Raw genomic sequence first — 16,123 nt, forward strand, 5'->3', positions numbered from 1 at the left:
CCAAATCCCACGGCAAATTCGGCAAACATCGTGGAGTTTCCCCCGCCCAATCATGCCGGTGCGGCCGCCGATCGCGCGCTTCCAGCCGCGACAGGCCATCCTTACGTGACGATCGCAATTCCGACGTATAACCGGGCCGCACTCCTGAAGGGATGCATCGTATCGGCGCTGGCGCAGACCTACCCTCATTTCGAGGTTCTCGTTTCGAACAATGCGTCGCCGGACGATACCGCACGGATCCTGGGCGAATTCAGCGATCCGCGGCTGCGCGTCATCACCCAGGAAACGAACATCGGCCTGCTTCCGAACTGGAATGCATGCGTCGCGAATGCCCGCGGCGATTACATCATTCTCGTCTCCGATGACGACAGAATCATGCCTTCTCTGCTCGAGCGATGCGTCGCCCTCATCGAACAACAGCCGCAACTTCCAGTCGTCATCACGCTGAGCAATCTGCATGCGGCCTCGCTCGGCCAGACGCGCCCTCCGCGCGCCAGCCGGACTCTCGATACCGGCGTCTGGGACGGAGCCACGATTCTGAATGCATTCCTGACCGACCAGATTACCGTCAATGTATGCGGCGTGATGATGAACATCGACCTCCTGCGCGAGCGTGGCGGCATCCCGCTGGATCTGCCGCACACCGCCGACGTTGCCGCATGGGCACCACTGCTTCTTCTCGGCAAGGCCGGTCTCGTCAACGAAGCTTGCGCGACCTACACCTATCACGACGATTCCGAGACGGCTCGACTGGGAGTGGAACAGCTGCTGGAGGACGGTCGCAAGGTCGCCGATCTGATCGCGCACACCGCGGAATCCTGTGTGCAGGACATGCAGCTGCGCAAGACCATCCAGCTCCAGGCCAGGCGCTGCTTTGCACGTCGGGGACTGATCACGTTGACGGATTTCCGCAAGGGCGGTGCGAGCATCGCGGAGATGGCGAGCGTGGCTTGGCAGTTCCGCCGGGATTTTCGCGGCGTAAGCCTGCAAGCCATCCTTCGCTTCGTTGCTGTCGCCCTTTGTCCTCCGCTTCTCGCCGCCCGCCTGCGTCGCTTGAGGCGCGGCACCGCCGAACAACTCGCTTGACGGCACGAACCTGGCCGGCCGCCAGCGAATTCTGCAGGGCCGGCACAGTCGGCCACGATTGACCGGCCTAAACCGTTATTGATGCCTCTCAAATTCGTCCGGCTCTCGCGCCCTAGGCTGCCCGGGAGTCGTTGATTGCCGATCGAGCGGACAGGACGCGAAAGAGCGCGATGGTGGTTTTTTATGCCTGATTCACTGCCCGCATCATGAGCACAACAGCGTTGCCTGCTTCATCCAGCCGCCTTCTCGTCGATCTCATGGTCATGGCCATGCGGGCGAGCGTCATGGGTTGCAAATTCGGCCTCGCGCTGTTCATCGCCCGCTATCTCGACCTGTCGTCGCTGGGTCTCTATGGCCTCGCCGCCGGCGCGATCGCAGCCGTCCCGATCGTGGTCAATCTTGGTATGAACCACCTGCTCATGCGCGACGCCGTCACGGCCTCTACCGACGACATGATCGACAGCATGCGCCACTATTGGGGCTTCGTGGGCTTCGCGTACACGACTCTTCTGACGATCGCGGCGCTGGTAACCGTCCTCCTCGGCACCACGTCTCTCTGGATCCTCATCGTCGCCGTGATCGCGTTCGAGCACGTGGGCAACGACATTTTCTACCTCCTTTCCAGCTTGCAGCGCCACGTCTGGGCAAACGCCATCGGCTTCATTCGTGGCGCGGCCTGGATTCTCGTCTTTGTCCCGCTCGCCATCTGGGACACCAGCTTCAGATCGCTTCCGCATCTGTTCGGCTTCTGGCTGGTGGGAGGCGCCGCCTCAGTGGGACTGTTCGCCCTCCTGAGCCGGTCATGGCCATGGCTGGCATCCTTTTCCCGTCCGTTCCGGGTTGCCGTGATCACCGACGCGATCCGCAGGTCCTATCTGATGCTGTTGAGCGACCTCGGATTCATTACGAGTCAATATATCGACCGTTACCTGATCACACTGTTCCTGGGCCTGAAAGTCGCCGGCGTCTACTTCCTTTTCTGGACGGTCGGCAGTTCCGCAACCACCTTCCTGGCTCTGGTCCTGCAACAGAAGCAGCGCCCATCGCTGATCAGCGCATATCGGACCAGCGGCCCCTCGGCGCATCGTCAGCTGGCCTGGCGTTTCCTGCAGACGACGGCGCTCGCGACCGCTGCGCTCAGCACGGCGGTTGGATTCACATTCCAGGTGCTTCTGCCTTGGGTTGCCCCACAGCCAGCCCTCATCGCCCAACTGTCGGCATTCTGGCTGATCGTGGCGGGACTGGCCGTTCGTTACATGGCCGATTTCGGAGCCTTGGCCTTGTTTACGGCGCATCTTGACCGTCTGACGACGGTCACGAACCTCGCCTCGGTCGGCGTACTTGTACTGGCGCAATTGGCGCTGTTGCCCATCGCTGGGCTCCATGGCGCCGGAGCGGCAATCCTCCTGGCCTCGCTCATCATGACCTTGTGGCGCTACTGGCTGCTGTTCGGCTTCCCTGTCTCGAACGTCCATTCCCGCCGGGCGGGCGTCTAGTTCAGAGGTTCAGAGCGTTCCCGGGAATGTTCAGCCGTCAGGGACGGCTGACACCGCCGGCATATTTGGTCCGCCTGAATACGCAGTCGACCTCGAGCAACGATGCGGGATCCCGGGTGTAATAAGTCACCGGGCGCAACTGGCTCAGCGTAAAGCCAGCCTCTCGCATGAAGCAGAGTGCTTCATCGAACTTCCAGGTGTCCTCATAGAGATGGATCAGGGGCAATTCGAGCTGAACGCCAAGCAGGTTATGAAGCGAGTTTGCGCCTCCACGCAGGACGCTCTGCTCGAACCCCTGCGTATCGACCTTCAGGAACACGCGCTCGCCGGCGAATTCCGCGAACATCGAGTCAAGCGTGGCGATCGGGACTTGGTCGACGCGAACCACTTGGGATTCGTAGATGCTGGCGCGACCGATCTCCGTTTGGCTGACGATCGAGCTCATCGCGGAGTTCTTGCTCACGTTGATCTGGATGATGCCATTGGCGTCACCAAGCGCAGTATTCCGGCACTCCCATTTCTGGTCGGCGGCGCACCTTTTCTCGAGACTCTTGAACACGTCAACCACAGGCTCGAAGGAGACGATCTTGCCCGAATAACCCTGCGATCTGAGATCCTGCCCGAACTGGCCTTCGTTCGCACCGACGTCGAGAACAAGGTTTACAGAGCGGGATTGGAGAAACTCCGTCAAATTCGGATGATGACGGCGAATCTCGTATCCAGCTGCTCTGACGAACGATTTCAGTCGATCCTTCACCATCATGTCTCTGCTCCTGTCGGGTTCAGTCAAGTTCGACCAGGTGGTCGATATCGCGTGTGGGTGGGACAGACGGCTCACCGCCAGCCGAATTGGCTTCGCCGCCATCTCAGGAGCGGCGACACAATTGCCCTGCCCAGTTGGGTCCGCCGCAGCCCAACCTTCACCAGGTCCAGGGCCGGCGACGGAAGGGGGGGCATCAGATCGTCGCGCGTGAAGAAGACTCCATCGCCCTGATCGAGATCGCATTCGGCAGCCTCTCTCACGCGATCGCGCCAGGAGGCGAGCTCATGCTGCGGCGTTGGAGCGCTGTCCGCCCAGTCAGGCTGAAGACCCTTCGCAAGCACCCGATTTGCCTCGTGCTTGAACAGCCCCGGCTGCTGTTGACGGATCGCAAGCCGCTTGGATATCTGGGCCGGCGAGCGGTATGGAAAGTGCTTCAACCGTATCCGTGACGGATATGTGCGTCCGCGATTATGTGGCCAGATCAGTCCGCCCCAGCGGAGATCGCGCCGATGACGGACGAAACGCGGCTCGCTCCAATTGTTCTGATAATATCTGAGGCGCTCCTGCACAGGGCGGGCGAGCCATTCCGCCGGGTTTTCCTCGTAATTCCTCAAATCGGCATCCGTGAAGTAGAAATTCATCGTCGCCGAGAGAACGAAGCCGTAGTTCTGGGGCACGTCCTTGAGGAATCGGGCCGGATGATCGATGAAGAACTCGTCGGAATCGAGCCTGCACCACCAGTCTCCCGGAGAAGCAACGTGGCGTCGCGTTTCAAATATGTCTCCACGGAGTTCGTCGGTAAACGTCCTGTCGTCGTGGCCAACGAGCTCGATTCTGGGGTGGCAATTGGCGAGATCCTGGAGCGTCTCCCAGGTCCCATCGACACTTCCGTTGTCAAAGACAAAGATCCGATCGCTCCACCCAAGAGCCGCCTTCAGCGTCTCCTCGACAATGTCATTCTCGTCTCGAACGCAGCAAATGCTGAATATCTTCATGTCGCGGATCACCCTTTGTACCGGCGACGGCTACCAACGCATCAGGTGGCACTCACGCGCACGGCACACTGCGTTCATCCCTTGAGCGGCGGCATTCTGGACGATCGCGCAGTGCCGGCGCCGTTGTCCTCGTAGTCAGCCCACCCGGCTGGATAGAGCCCCCTCACCCGATCTCCTCTTTGGGCGGCCATCAACAGATTCGTGACCTGATCCTGATCCGCAACCGCGGTGGCCTGGCTTGACGCTGGAGACATGGTGCTCTTGGCAATCTCGGGACCGAAAATGCCGCCCAGACCGAGCAGAATTCCGCCAGCAATCGCCAGTGCGACGAGTTGCGAGACTTGCGGGAACACCGGGGCCGTCGGCGTTATCGCCTTCTGCACCACTCTAAGAGAGGAGAGCTGGCTCTTCTTGGCGACCTCAGAGCTGATCTGCTCTTCGAGAATACGAGTCGCGTACTGAGCGGCAGCCGACGATGCGGTTGTGAGAACCCGCTTCAATCTTCCGTATTCCGCCTCTTTCGCAGCGAGCGACGCCAGCTCCTTGTTCACTTTCTCGAGCTCGGTGCCGAGCTGATTGAGGAGTTCCGTCTGACCATTGAGTTCGGCATTCAGCTTCATCAGTGATGCCATGTTGTCCTGGTAGACCTTGATCAGAAGCAACGGCGGCTGTTCCTCAAACTGATCCGGCGGCTTTGCGACCGGATCAAGCGCTTTGCGGGTATCTTGCCCTCCGAGCGTGGTCACCATCCGGCTGACGGTCTTGTTCTGTGCAACTGGCCGCAAGATCGACAGCTGATCGGCGATCGACAATTTCTGTCCCTTCTTGTCCTCGATCGTTCCTCGCGTCGTGGCAATCTGCGCAGAAAGGTCGCTGGCTCGTTTGAGAAGCAATTGCCGCTGGTCGTCGACGGCATAAATCGAGGCCTCGACGGAAAAGCGCTTCAGGTCCGCAGCCGCGACCTCGGCTTCCTCCTCCAGCCGTTTCGTTTGTGCCTGGAAAAACTCCTGAGCGCCCGGCATTTGCACGTCGAGGCTTTGCACGGTGACCAACGCGTTGGCGAGCTCGTTCAGATAGCTCGCGGCGATCACCGGGTCCTTGTGGCGAAACGTTATCTTCAGTAGATCCGAGCGCCCTTCCTGTTTCGCATTCACCCGGTCCCGCAAGCTGAGAATGCCCGCCTGGTTGCGCTCGATGTCCTCTTCCGTTTCGTCAACCGGATTCGCCTGCGCCTTCTGGTCTGCAGATTCCCTGGTGAATACGTCCCGAAGATCGATCTCCCTTCCCCATGCCATGAATCTGGCCAGAAGCGTCGGATTCGAGTCGGCCGATAGCCTCTCGTAGCCGACGTTCTTCGCCGCTTCGAGGATGACCTGATCGATCTTGGCGATGCGCGACAGGGATTCCATTCGGCTTTGGAGGTCGACGCCCTCTCCGAATGGCGAGGTCGCCGCATTCGTGGCAGATCGCTCCTTGATGCCCTGCCCGGCACGAAGCAGGACATAGGCTTCATAGCGGTCGCCAACCGCAGCGTAGTACAGAAAGGCCGCGCCGGACGTCAGCAACAAGCACAGATAGATGACCCATTGCCGACGCCACAACAGACCGAATGCACTGGCCAATACACTGCTCGTGCCACGTTCCACGGTTGACTCCAATTCTTGTGACAGCCCACGGTCCACCCAAGCGCTCGGGCGGGTATTGACGACCGTCAACTCAGACCCGGCAATTGCCGACATGTTGATCCGACAGATCGGTGCCGGATAGGGCGCTCCCGTTCGAAGGGACGACGCGGAACCGAAAGGTCAGAAGCGCGGAGTACGCCTGCCGTGAACGATCTAGCTCTGGGAAGGGAGGGAACACCGCACCTCGCTTCCGGTTCAATGACCATGCAGGGTCGCTTCTTCGTGGTCACCTGCTTTGGCCTGGTGTTCCTGAATTGCCTGACTTTCCTCTTTCATCTCACCGGCTCGACGGTATTCAACGTCCTGAGCAACTCGACGAGCCTGCTCCTGATCCTGTGGTCTGCGCACCACGTCATGATCACGAACGAAAAGAACTACTTCTATAATGCGCTGTTGACGCTGGCCTGCATCTTCACGGGTACGAGCTATCTAGTGAACTTCGGCTCTTTCGAACTATCCGATGGTTTGAAGCTCGTCTCGATCTATTCGTTCTATGTCGCCGGCCGCGGCATGTCCGAGCGGATGCAACTCCCGGAAAAGCGCTGCATCTACATGCTTGCGGCTTTGCCGCTCATTTTCAGGGTGGTTGGCCAGACCCACGTCTACACCAGCATCGAATATCCTGACGTGTTCTCCTACTTTCCCAACACGAATACCGCAGCGCTTTACTTCTCGGCGTTGTTCTTCGCTCTGTCCCCCTGGTTCGGAAATCGGGTCCTGGTCGCGCAGTTTATCAATGCCGCGATCATGAACCGTGTCGGTCCGGCCCTGGCGACCATCGTCTCCATCGGCCTCTGGTCCTTCTTCCCATTGCGACCGCAGGTCTTCGTCGTGCTCATCCTGCTGGCGTGCGCCAGCATTGCGGCCCACGCTTTCGGGGCACTCGATCGACTTCTGACCGGGCTAAACGCAATCGCGCTGATCTGGAGCCTTGACCCGAGCACGGTCGCCCGGATGACGACGAAGCAGCTGATCGATTTGACTGGAACGACGGACATGTCCGCGTTCTTTCGCATCACCCATTGGACCAATATCTGGCAGATCTATTCGTCGCTGGGGCCCGGCGGAATACTGTTCGGATACGGCGCGAGCCAGACCGGCGTCCTTACCGTGCTGCCACTCCCGCCGCACAACGACTACCTTCGTGTCCTGGCGGAATATGGCCTGCTCAATTTCCTGGTCTTCGTCGTCTTCGTCTTCAGCATCGTTTTCTCGCTGAAGGATCGGGCGGCAAAGATAATGTACACGGTGCTTCTGATCTACTTCCTGTCCGAAAACCTGATCGACAATTTCACGTCGATGACACTGTTCTTTTCCTACGCAGGCCGGTTCACGTCCCCGAAATGGCGGGCACGTGACCTGCCCAATGCATGAGCAAGGAAGCATAGTTGATGGATTTCTCGATCTCAGCGCTCATCAAGCAGAATAGCCCCGGGAACAGCGAAGGCTTTCCGGCAGGTGTGCCCCCGAGTTACAACTGGTATCAGGGCTGGAATGACGGTGGGCTATGGTCGCCGCCCACGGATTTCACCGCGGTCGAGGGCTGGGGACAGGTCTATCCCAAGGTGGGAGAGGCGCCGTATTCCAATCCGGGTGCGACGGTCGAGGTCGCCAACGCCACGACCTATGTCCGCATCAAGCATGCGGGCGAATGGACGCTGGTGCAGGACCAGGCCAAAACCCAATTGACGGGAGGACATTTCGTCCCCGACTTCGTCGGCAACGTTGCCATTCCCATGAAGGCCACTCCCCTGGCCGGGGCGACGATCGCGTTCGATGCGCCCCCAGCCGGCTACAACAACCATTTTTGGTACAAGGCGCGCGGAACCTACCCAGCTGGCGCCGTGGATGCCGTTTATGTCCAGATGGAGATGCGGGTCACCGATCCGAACCTGCGTCTTGTGGCTATGGTCGGCGCCGACTGGTGGCGCGACGCACGAGCCCCATATCTCGACGACCACAGCAATAATCCGGGCATCGGCGGCACCAACTGGATCGAGCTCTCGACGCAGTGGAAGGTGATCGGCTTCTATTCCATGAGCGCCGATGATTTTTTCGCAAGCCCGGCTCCGCCGCTGCGCGGCTTGGCGACGGAGACGCCGCCCGCAAGCCCTCCGGCACCTGCCCGAAGCGGCGAGAATGTCATCCAGGAGGGGCCGATTCAACCTGCGCCGCCTTCCGGGGAGCAGAAACACACCGGCCTGAACGCGACCGGCGAGCAGGCTCCAGCTCAACAGGCCTCGCAGCAGTCCATCAACTCCGGCTCGCACATCATTCTCGCCGATCCGATCACAACCGTCCGTGTGATGGCGAACGACTGCCTATTGGGTTTCGCCCTGACGCTGGGAGCACTGGTCAAAGTTGGCCGGACCAGAACTGCCAAGCTGCAGACGGGCAAACCGGATGTGAAAGCATGACGGCCAACGCGTGGAAACTTCCTGCTCTGCAGGTCGCATCCGATGAGATGCTGCATCTGGACCTGCTCCGGTTCATCGCGTCTGTCGGCATTGTCGTCCGGCATTCGTTCGAGTTCTTTTATCCGGCTGCCATTCGGCCGACGCTCCCGAGCGGCCTCGCCCTGTTCGTCGATCTCTTCTTCGCGATCTCGGGATTCGTGATCGCACATGTCTACCAGGGAAAAGTGGGCACCCTTTCCGAGTACGGGATGTTCCTCCAACGACGTGTCGGCCGGCTGATGCCGCTGCATTGGCTGACGCTAGTCGCGGCGATTATCGTCTGGTCCGGATTCGTCGCGCTCGGCAAGGCAGGAAATCACCAGCCATCCTTCGAAGCGAGATGCATCGCTGAAACCGCCGTTCTGCTCAATTCGATGTTCTCCTGCGGCAACGGAATCTCATTCAGCAGCGTATCATGGTCGATCGGCGCCGAGATGGTCATGTATCTGATGTTTCCGCTGTTCGCCTGGGCGGTGGTCAGGTCAAAGCTCCGGTTCCTTGCGATAACCTCCCTTGCGCTCGTTGCAATGATCATCGTCGATCTCGTGCAGAACCCGGTCGATCGCTCCTGGGTCGACGTTTGGCCACCCCTCCGGGCGCTTCCCTCCTTCATGATCGGCGTTTGCCTGTTCTACTTCCGCGACAAGGTTCGGATCCCAGCACCGGGACGCGTCCTGCTATTATCTTTGACGATGTTGACGATCTCGATGGTCACCCACACCCATCATCTCATCTCGCTTGGGCTCGTCTATGTCGTTGCAATCGCGGCAATCGCGGCGGATCAAGCGACTGCGCCGGCGCTGGTCAAGCGCTTCGCTCCTCTCGGCCAACTGACCTACTCGATCTATATGTGGCACTCCCTCGTCATCCTGATCGTCATGAATGCGATCGCCGACAAGCTCTTCCAGGCATCGTCCGGACTCATGGTCGTGTTCTGCGCAATCTCATGGGTGATCATATTCGCGATCTCCTATTTCTCCTACGTCGTGATCGAAACGCCGGCGCGGCACTATATCGACGGTCTCGGGCGAGGCAGCAGGCGCCGGATCGCGGACGTCGTGGCACCCGACAACAAAGGGCTTCGGCGTCAAACGGGCTGACGCGGCAGCACGCCGACAGTCATCACGGCTGTTCCGGAGCCCGGAACCAACAGCTCTGGCGATACGGAATGCTTCGCAACGCCGATCTTCCGAGCCGCATCGCCAATCGCAGAGCCATTCTTGACGTTCGTCAAGTCCGGAGCACCGCCGGTGCCTACGATCCAAAAGACGCTTAACTGGTTATGGGTCGGTCTATGTCTGACACTTGCCATTCTATCCCGTCGTCCTGTTCGCCACCTACCGCTAAGGCTCGTACGATTTGCGCCTGCGAGCGGTCCATCTCAGGTTGGCTCCTGTCACTCGGCATCATTGGCATTCTAGCCTTCCCTACGAAGAGTGCCGATGCCGCGAACGAAAGGCCGAACGCCGTCCCGAGCGTCGTCGAGCAAAACACCACCGGGTATAGCCAAGCATATCCTGCCGGAGCGCCAAAGACGGCCTCCTGGTGCAATGGCGCCTCCAAACCCGAGAACGGCGAACCTCCCGCCGACTTCACCGCCGTCACGGGAATAGCGTCTGTATTTCCAAAGTTCGGGGCGACCACGCCGGGCAAGGACGGCAAGATCGTCGTCGCCAACGGAAAGACATGGGTTCGCCTCCGCACCACGAAGGAATGGGTTCTGGTGCAAGACCAGTCGGAGAACGAGATCGTCGGAGCCCATTTCGACGCGATTGTCTCGAGGAACGTGGCCGTCCAGTTGAAGGTCGAAGTTCAGACGGATGGAGGCACCCTTGTCGACGGCCCTCCTTCCGGCCGCAATGACCTGATGTGGCTCGTGAGACGCGGTAGCTACGCCGCCGGCGCCGTCGATGCCGTTTACGTCCAGATCGACATGAAGACGACGGATCCCGAGATGAAAGTGGTCGCTAATGTCGGAGCCGATTGGTGGCGCTCTCCGGACGCGCTGCACAACGGTGCCAACAATCGAGGAGCCGGCAATAGCAACTGGGTCGAGCTCTCTACCAATTGGTCAACACTCTACTTCTTTTCGGGTAGCACGGCGCAGTTCGTCGCGGACCCACCCCCACCCCTGGCCGAGTCTTCGCTCCCCTCCACTGTCGCCAGCACCCAGCGCACTGCGAGCGGACCCTCGCCGTGTCTGCGGACCCTGGCGCCGCGATAGGAGCCATACGCAATTCATCCTCGCGATCGTCGAGACGTCGCGAGGAGCTACGTCGATCGCATCGGGGCCGTCGCCTCTCGACGCAGATTTTTGAAAGCACCTCTCGCGAATACGATTTCCGCGTCAAGTCTTTGATATGAGGCCATTCATGTCATTAACCACATACGGTTCGAAGTCCTCATTCCCGATGCCGGCAAGGCGGGGCGTCTCACTCCAGAGGCCGCTCCAATTCTTCATCGTGGCCGGCGATTTTCTGCTCATTCTGCTCAGCTACGCCGCGGCCGACCTGATCTACCGCAGATTCATGGCGACACTTGCCGAGCGGGAACCTCCCGTTGGTGTTGCGTTCCTTGTGGCGACAGCATTCGTCGCCATCTCCTTCTTCAGAGGCTATTACGACAACCACAACCTGGCCAACACGAGCTTGCAGCTGCGCAATACCTCGACCGTATGGCTTCTCTCACTCGCAATTCTCGTGCTTTCCGCCTTCCTGCTGAGATCGACCGCCGAGTTATCTCGCATCACCATCGTGCTGTTTACCGCGACCGGCTTCGTTGGTCTGGTCGCACACCGCGTGATTTGGCGACTTGCCCTGTCTTCTTCTTTCGCGCGCAGGCACTCCCCCAAACGAAGAGTCGTTTTGATCAGCGGCGAGCCGCTTGACTTCACCTCAGCCCGTTTCAAAGATCTGCGCAGAAACGGCTTTCAGGTGGTAGGTCACTTCGTCCTCGACCCTGCGCTGAAGTCTGACGCAGCCGCAATGAAGCGCGAGCTCGCGAGTGTCGTTCAAAGTTCGCGTCGCGCAGGCGCCGACGAATTTCTGCTGGCCTTCAACTGGCGAGACCTGCCGCTATTTCAGCATCTGAGCCAATGTTTGCGTCAGGTGCCGAATCCAGTCCGTCTGCTGCCGGATTCCGAGATCGCCGACCTTGTATCTCGGCCATTCTCACCCATCGGCGGATCTGTCACGATCGAAATCCAGCGAGCGCCTCTTTCGGTCGGCGAGCGAGCCTTGAAACGCGCCACCGATATTGGCCTTGCTTCGATCGGCTTTTTGTTTCTTGCGCCCTTGCTCATCATCACGGCGATCGTCGTCAAGCTGGATTCGTCAGGCAGCATCATTTTCCGTCAGACCCGCCGTGGCTTCAACGGCGAGTTGTTCGATATCTGGAAGTTCCGCAGCATGACGGTCTCGGAGAATGGTCCCGAGATCAAGCAGGCAAGCAAGGAGGACGCGCGCGTTACCAGGGCCGGCCGGATCTTGCGCAAGACCAGTATCGATGAGTTGCCCCAGCTGTGGAATGTGCTGCGCGGAGAAATGTCGCTAGTAGGTCCGCGACCCCATGCTCTCGCGCACGACAACTATTACGATCAGATGATCGGCAATTACGCCTGTCGTCGTCACGTCAAACCAGGCCTGACCGGCTGGGCTCAGGTAAACGGCTTGCGCGGCGAGACACCCACCATCGATCTGATGAATAAGCGCGTCGAGTATGACGTATGGTACGTCTCAAATTGGAGCATTTGGCTGGACATCCGCATCATGATGCGGACTGTGGTGGCGCTCTCGGGTCAGGACGTTTATTGAGCCATTCTTATCGTAGGTTCAGCATATCGCGGATCAGCGTCGCGCGATCAGCGCTTTTCGACGTCGGTCTCGTGCCATGCGCCACCGAGCTGACCGCCAAAGTCGTCTATTGTGAGGTAAGTGTCTCGCTCGACATCGTCGGGCCTAATGGATGGGTACGTATGACAAGACCCGCCCTTGACCTCCTGATATTGGGTTAGCTCGATCCCGCAGCAATTTCGATCCGAGCCGGGTTCGATTCCAGTTGGGACGATTGTGGAGACCGGAGCGGCATGGGCATTCCCTGCTGCAAGGAGCCTGCTGTTTTATTTTTGCCACGGCGCGTCAGCTTGTTGGCATTTTTTGTTGGTATCGGCAACAATGCCGGCACTCTGGGTCGATACTGCGGCGCAACTCTTATCCCTTCGATGGCGCCAGTCCATTACCTCAAGGGTAGCGAACTGCTCAGTTCACAGGATCACCCGACGGCCGGCCAGCCAGAATCGCAAAGCTGACCGCTGCGAGATTTAAGGCAACCGCGCTCGTGCGTCGTGCGACGTCCTGAACGGCAGTCACGTCCAGCGGATTTGAGCCGAGCAAGTCATCAAGCTCGGCCTGGAGAATTTGGAGCTCCGCCTTGCACCCATCCAGCACGATGTTCAGCATCCCCGGGTCACTCAAAGGCCTGCCTCGCATATACTGAGCGTGTTGTTCTGGCCGTTATGTCATTCGTAAATAGCCGCAGCGGAGAGCTAGCGCCGGTGGCGGGATATTCCGGGGCCGCGCGAACGTTGCGAGGGACGAAATGATAGGGAAAGTTGAGCGCAACTTGTGGTACACCAAGGCTGGTCGAGCCCTCGGTCCCGAAATACAAAGGATTGAAAACCCCACAACTGTTCTTGCCCACATGAAGAAAATTTAGATGGGAGGGGCCCCGTCGATTTGACGCATCTCAAGTTTCAGCAATTTTCACTCCCTCCGGGCGCTAGTCCAATCCCTTCAGGAGTCTGACTTACTCCCTCAGGGGGTGCGAACGGGCGGTTGACGTGCCCTTGTAAGCCCTACCTTGGTCGCGGGATGCGACTTCCGACGTTGCCGACGCACTGGCCCAGCGCGCAGCCGACACCGATGTGGAGGTCTCGCCTGCACTGCAGGACTTCATCGCCGCTAACGCCACGAAGGCGCCTCGACATGCAGCTGACGCTGCCCTTGCGCGGAGTCGCCTGATGCCCCGTGAGGATTAGCCTCTGGCCGCCGGTGCAATGACCACGACGTGCATCAACTGTGACGATCTCGGCTGGGTTTGCGAGAAACAGCCGTGACCGTCCTTGGGACGGCCCGCGCGCCTGCACCTGTGGCGGCGCCAGGGCGCCCTGACACGGGATATACTCGGCTCCACAACGCGCATAATTGCGCTGCGGAAGGGCGCGCCTTAGTCGCGGCGGGTCAAAGGATGATTGGGGCAATCCACCGCTTAATGAGGGTGGCGCCCCTTGAGCTCTCGCTTTGGTTGCGGTTGGATGTATGGAGGGCTTTCAGATGCGCATCTTACTTTTTAACTCTGGATCGGCAAGGACGACCAGAAATAATGGCACAAACGGCTTGCTTGCCGGCGCGGCAGCAGCGGATTTGACCAAACAGGTGCGAGGCTGTTCTGGTCTCAATCCAGCGGAGACACCTTATGCAGATTAAGCTTCCCGCGACCGACCTCAAGGCAGTGCAAAGCGTCGACAGCATTGAACTTAAAGACGAAGCCGGGAGGCCGATCGGCCAATATTTGTTCGGAAAGGGCCACGGACGAACCATCTTCCTATTCGGAAAATACAAAGGCACATTCAAGACCCACGCTGAGTGCCAGGCGTTCGTTGACGGTATCCTTGCCGTGATCAATCACCACGGCACCACTCAATGATATGTCATGTCGAACGGATCAGCTGAGCGCAGACTTTAGAAACCGTGCTCAAGTCGAACGAGAAAATCTTCCACCAACTCAACACCAGCCGGTGTGGCCAACAGATCGATTGGCTTATGCTGGTTCAAGCCGATAGCCGGCCGTTCCAACCATTGCTCAGCTTCCTGCATGGAACCGAAAATGGAGGTTGCTTTCGCCAGGACTTCCGCGAGCTTCCATGTTCGCCCACTTTGCTCTGGGCTGAGTGGCTTGCCTCCCGCGGAGGCATGGCGTTGGTAGGTGCGATGGCTCATTCCAATCGCTTTGGCGAAAGAGTCGTCCCAGCGAAGAAACGCCAGGTTCTCAACCAGATGTAACAGTGCTCTGGACGGCAGCCCGTTCAGAAGCATCTCATGCGCCTCCAACGGGCTTTGGGGAACCTTTCGAAAAGTAGACGGAGCGCCAAGCAGACTAGCGACTGCAGCCAGCCGCGTCTTCTCAATCGGTTGTGGCGGGTCGGTGTCTCGTTTACGCATTTGAAGTCGTTTAGTCATGTGTCGTTCCATCTATGACAGTTGGCGCAAACGTTCAAGAAAGGCGGATCGGTGTTGCGGCCGGTGCCCGCGGGATCCTGCGGTAGGACGCATGCTCAAAGGCCTCGAAGCGGGTCGAGCCACCTCACTGAATATGGTTGGGTCGCATCCTTATGACCAAGATCCGGGGCATTCAGACAAGCGATCGAGCGCGCACCATTGGGCTTCGCGGTGCGGGATGTCGGCTATGCTGCGTAGCCACCTGGTGGGTGGGCGTCGCCAGCCAGACTCAAGGTTCGCTTAAATCGACTCGATTCTTCTTTGCGAGCACACCGGCATGGAGGCGATCGTGCCTGCCGCGAATTCACGCGCAGCAGGATCAAGGAGGTCCTTCCACCATGCACAGCAAGCCCGTCATCTTTGTCGTGGGCGCCGATAAGGGCGGCGTCGGCAAGACCACCGTCACCCGCGCCTTTCTGGATTTCCTCGACGCGCGCGGCGTCAGCAACCGAGCCTTCGATACGGAGAATGAGGTCGCCGAAGGCGTGCGGAAGCGCTTCTTCCCGGAGCGCACCGAGATCGTGAACTTGCGCGACTCCGACGACCAGATGAAGGTGTTCGACACGATCAGCGGCGCCACCGCCACGGTGATCGATGTTCGCGCCGGCCTGCTGTCGCCGACGCGGCAGCTCCTGGAGGATATCGGCTTCCTCGATCCTAGCCGCTTTGGCATCACGATCATGCACGTGCCGGCAACAACCAGGCGTCGATCGATGAGCTGGCGCCGGTCGCGCAGAAGATCGCCGGCATGCGTCACATCGCGATCGTCAACCACATCAATGACACCAAGTTCGCCTTCCCCGCTGGCGCAGTGAAGATCCCGATGTTGTCCGCCAAGGCGAGCGAGGCGGTCGACAGGTCCAACTCCGGCTTCGCTGCGTTCGGTGCCAACAATCAGTTGGCCGTGCTGAGCGGGACGGTTAAGAAGTGGTTGAAGGATGTCTTCACCGAATTCGACCGCGTGAAGCTGCCCTGATCGCATTTGACGTCAGGCGATTTTTTTCGACTAAACGTTTTGTTCAGTCGAGAAAATGCGGAGGTCTCAGATGACGCTGCGTGTGACAGTTGAGTTGATTCCAGGTGGCCAAGAAAGGTTCATCCGTACACTCGCGCGCGCCGAGATCTCGAATGTCGGCGGCTCAGCGTGGGTTGGCGACTACGAGTTCACGGTGGGTGAGGAAGACAACGATCTGACCGCAGTGCGGGCATGGACAGATACCGGTCGCATCGAGAAGCACTCCCGCGCGACATCGGTTTGGCTGTTGGTCGCGAAGGTCGCCATGTGGGCGCACCGGCGCAGCCAGGAAGACTGAGTTGGCATCTGCCAACTCAGTCGGCTGTACAAGGCCGGGAGCCAAAACTCAAAA

General features: G+C 59.4%; 16 protein-coding genes. 11 read left to right on the plus strand and 5 right to left on the minus strand.

The annotated features are described in order from the left end of the window. Window positions 1–30: 30 nt before the first annotated feature. Together AB7245_RS31030 and AB7245_RS31035 are read left to right on the plus strand one after the other, a co-directional pair. Window positions 31–1,086, plus strand: a complete 1,056-nt coding sequence (locus tag AB7245_RS31030) for a glycosyltransferase family 2 protein (protein ID WP_439035297.1) — start codon at window positions 31–33, stop codon at window positions 1,084–1,086. Between the two features lie 206 nt (window positions 1,087–1,292). Next, complete coding sequence (locus AB7245_RS31035; protein ID WP_439035298.1) at window positions 1,293–2,582, plus strand: lipopolysaccharide biosynthesis protein; 1,290 nt, start codon at window positions 1,293–1,295, stop codon at window positions 2,580–2,582. 37 nt (window positions 2,583–2,619) lie between these two features. Here the strand turns inward: AB7245_RS31035 and AB7245_RS31040 are convergent, their stop codons facing one another. The 3 genes from AB7245_RS31040 to AB7245_RS31050 form a co-directional block, all read right to left on the minus strand. Further along, on the minus strand, window positions 2,620–3,345 hold the full coding sequence (locus tag AB7245_RS31040; RefSeq protein WP_354134222.1) for an FkbM family methyltransferase: 726 nt from the start codon (window positions 3,343–3,345) through the stop codon (window positions 2,620–2,622). 71 nt (window positions 3,346–3,416) lie between these two features. After that, complete coding sequence (locus AB7245_RS31045) at window positions 3,417–4,340, minus strand: glycosyltransferase family 2 protein (protein WP_439035299.1); 924 nt, start codon at window positions 4,338–4,340, stop codon at window positions 3,417–3,419. A gap of 74 nt (window positions 4,341–4,414) precedes the next feature. Next, entirely contained in the window at window positions 4,415–5,986 is a 1,572-nt protein-coding gene (locus tag AB7245_RS31050) for a hypothetical protein (RefSeq protein ID WP_439035300.1), read from the minus strand. A gap of 237 nt (window positions 5,987–6,223) precedes the next feature. Here AB7245_RS31050 and AB7245_RS31055 point away from each other — a divergent pair, with 237 nt between their 5' ends. The 5 genes from AB7245_RS31055 (at window position 6,224) to AB7245_RS31075 (ending at window position 12,293) form a co-directional block, all read left to right on the plus strand. Continuing rightward, window positions 6,224–7,399, plus strand: coding sequence for an O-antigen ligase family protein (locus AB7245_RS31055; RefSeq protein WP_439035301.1), 1,176 nt, complete (start codon window positions 6,224–6,226; stop codon window positions 7,397–7,399). A gap of 17 nt (window positions 7,400–7,416) precedes the next feature. Then, window positions 7,417–8,442, plus strand: coding sequence for a hypothetical protein (locus tag AB7245_RS31060; protein ID WP_439035302.1), 1,026 nt, complete (start codon window positions 7,417–7,419; stop codon window positions 8,440–8,442). Next, window positions 8,439–9,581 (plus strand): acyltransferase family protein, encoded by a 1,143-nt coding sequence (locus tag AB7245_RS31065; protein WP_439035303.1) that lies wholly within the window; start codon window positions 8,439–8,441, stop codon window positions 9,579–9,581. Before AB7245_RS31060 ends, AB7245_RS31065 begins: the two co-directional genes overlap by 4 nt. A gap of 194 nt (window positions 9,582–9,775) precedes the next feature. Continuing rightward, complete coding sequence (locus AB7245_RS31070) at window positions 9,776–10,705, plus strand: hypothetical protein (RefSeq protein WP_439035304.1); 930 nt, start codon at window positions 9,776–9,778, stop codon at window positions 10,703–10,705. 148 nt (window positions 10,706–10,853) lie between these two features. Then, the gene (locus AB7245_RS31075) at window positions 10,854–12,293 is read left to right on the plus strand and encodes an undecaprenyl-phosphate glucose phosphotransferase (protein ID WP_439035305.1); all 1,440 of its coding nucleotides are present in this window, start codon (window positions 10,854–10,856) and stop codon (window positions 12,291–12,293) included. Between the two features lie 444 nt (window positions 12,294–12,737). On the opposite strand, the gene AB7245_RS31080 is transcribed toward AB7245_RS31075, so the two are convergent. Continuing rightward, window positions 12,738–12,938: a hypothetical protein gene (locus AB7245_RS31080; RefSeq protein WP_282520785.1), complete on the minus strand. Its 201-nt coding sequence runs from the start codon at window positions 12,936–12,938 to the stop codon at window positions 12,738–12,740. Between the two features lie 1,015 nt (window positions 12,939–13,953). On the opposite strand from AB7245_RS31080, the gene AB7245_RS31085 reads away from it, so the two are divergent. After that, window positions 13,954–14,184 (plus strand): hypothetical protein, encoded by a 231-nt coding sequence (locus AB7245_RS31085; protein ID WP_038934721.1) that lies wholly within the window; start codon window positions 13,954–13,956, stop codon window positions 14,182–14,184. A gap of 35 nt (window positions 14,185–14,219) precedes the next feature. Here AB7245_RS31085 and parS read toward each other — a convergent pair whose 3' ends face one another. Beyond that, window positions 14,220–14,699, minus strand: coding sequence for a type II RES/Xre toxin-antitoxin system antitoxin (gene parS / locus AB7245_RS31090; protein ID WP_439035768.1), 480 nt, complete (start codon window positions 14,697–14,699; stop codon window positions 14,220–14,222). Between the two features lie 170 nt (window positions 14,700–14,869). Here parS and AB7245_RS31095 point away from each other — a divergent pair, with 170 nt between their 5' ends. The 3 genes from AB7245_RS31095 (at window position 14,870) to AB7245_RS31105 (ending at window position 16,069) form a co-directional block, all read left to right on the plus strand. Then, window positions 14,870–15,571 carry a hypothetical protein gene (locus AB7245_RS31095; protein ID WP_439035306.1) on the plus strand — a complete coding sequence of 234 codons (702 nt, stop codon included), beginning with the start codon at window positions 14,870–14,872 and terminating at the stop codon, window positions 15,569–15,571. Window positions 15,572–15,579: 8 nt separating this feature from the next. Beyond that, the gene (locus AB7245_RS31100) at window positions 15,580–15,732 is read left to right on the plus strand and encodes a hypothetical protein (RefSeq protein WP_439035307.1); all 153 of its coding nucleotides are present in this window, start codon (window positions 15,580–15,582) and stop codon (window positions 15,730–15,732) included. Window positions 15,733–15,802: 70 nt separating this feature from the next. Continuing rightward, window positions 15,803–16,069 (plus strand): hypothetical protein, encoded by a 267-nt coding sequence (locus tag AB7245_RS31105; RefSeq protein WP_157788368.1) that lies wholly within the window; start codon window positions 15,803–15,805, stop codon window positions 16,067–16,069. Window positions 16,070–16,123: the final 54 nt, after the last annotated feature.

It is taken from the genome of Bradyrhizobium sp. 604_D8_N2_3, assembly GCF_051810765.1.
Taxonomy (GTDB): Bacteria; Pseudomonadota; Alphaproteobacteria; order Rhizobiales; family Xanthobacteraceae; genus Bradyrhizobium; species Bradyrhizobium barranii.

Bases quoted from the DNA above. Each gene is read 5' to 3' on its own strand.
- AB7245_RS31035 (WP_439035298.1), top strand. From the start codon at position 1,293: ATGAGCACAACAGCGTTGCCTGCTTCATCCAGCCGCCTTCTCGTCGAT.
- AB7245_RS31040 (WP_354134222.1), bottom strand. From the start codon at position 3,345: ATGATGGTGAAGGATCGACTGAAATCGTTCGTCAGAGCAGCTGGATAC.
- AB7245_RS31045 (WP_439035299.1), bottom strand. From the start codon at position 4,340: ATGAAGATATTCAGCATTTGCTGCGTTCGAGACGAGAATGACATTGTC.
- AB7245_RS31055 (WP_439035301.1), top strand. From the start codon at position 6,224: ATGACCATGCAGGGTCGCTTCTTCGTGGTCACCTGCTTTGGCCTGGTG.
- AB7245_RS31060 (WP_439035302.1), top strand. From the start codon at position 7,417: ATGGATTTCTCGATCTCAGCGCTCATCAAGCAGAATAGCCCCGGGAAC.
- AB7245_RS31065 (WP_439035303.1), top strand. From the start codon at position 8,439: ATGACGGCCAACGCGTGGAAACTTCCTGCTCTGCAGGTCGCATCCGAT.
- AB7245_RS31070 (WP_439035304.1), top strand. From the start codon at position 9,776: ATGTCTGACACTTGCCATTCTATCCCGTCGTCCTGTTCGCCACCTACC.
- AB7245_RS31075 (WP_439035305.1), top strand. From the start codon at position 10,854: ATGTCATTAACCACATACGGTTCGAAGTCCTCATTCCCGATGCCGGCA.
- AB7245_RS31080 (WP_282520785.1), bottom strand. From the start codon at position 12,938: ATGCTGAACATCGTGCTGGATGGGTGCAAGGCGGAGCTCCAAATTCTC.
- AB7245_RS31085 (WP_038934721.1), top strand. From the start codon at position 13,954: ATGCAGATTAAGCTTCCCGCGACCGACCTCAAGGCAGTGCAAAGCGTC.
- parS (WP_439035768.1), bottom strand. From the start codon at position 14,699: ATGCGTAAACGAGACACCGACCCGCCACAACCGATTGAGAAGACGCGG.
- AB7245_RS31095 (WP_439035306.1), top strand. From the start codon at position 14,870: ATGACCAAGATCCGGGGCATTCAGACAAGCGATCGAGCGCGCACCATT.
- AB7245_RS31100 (WP_439035307.1), top strand. From the start codon at position 15,580: ATGTTGTCCGCCAAGGCGAGCGAGGCGGTCGACAGGTCCAACTCCGGC.
- AB7245_RS31105 (WP_157788368.1), top strand. From the start codon at position 15,803: ATGACGCTGCGTGTGACAGTTGAGTTGATTCCAGGTGGCCAAGAAAGG.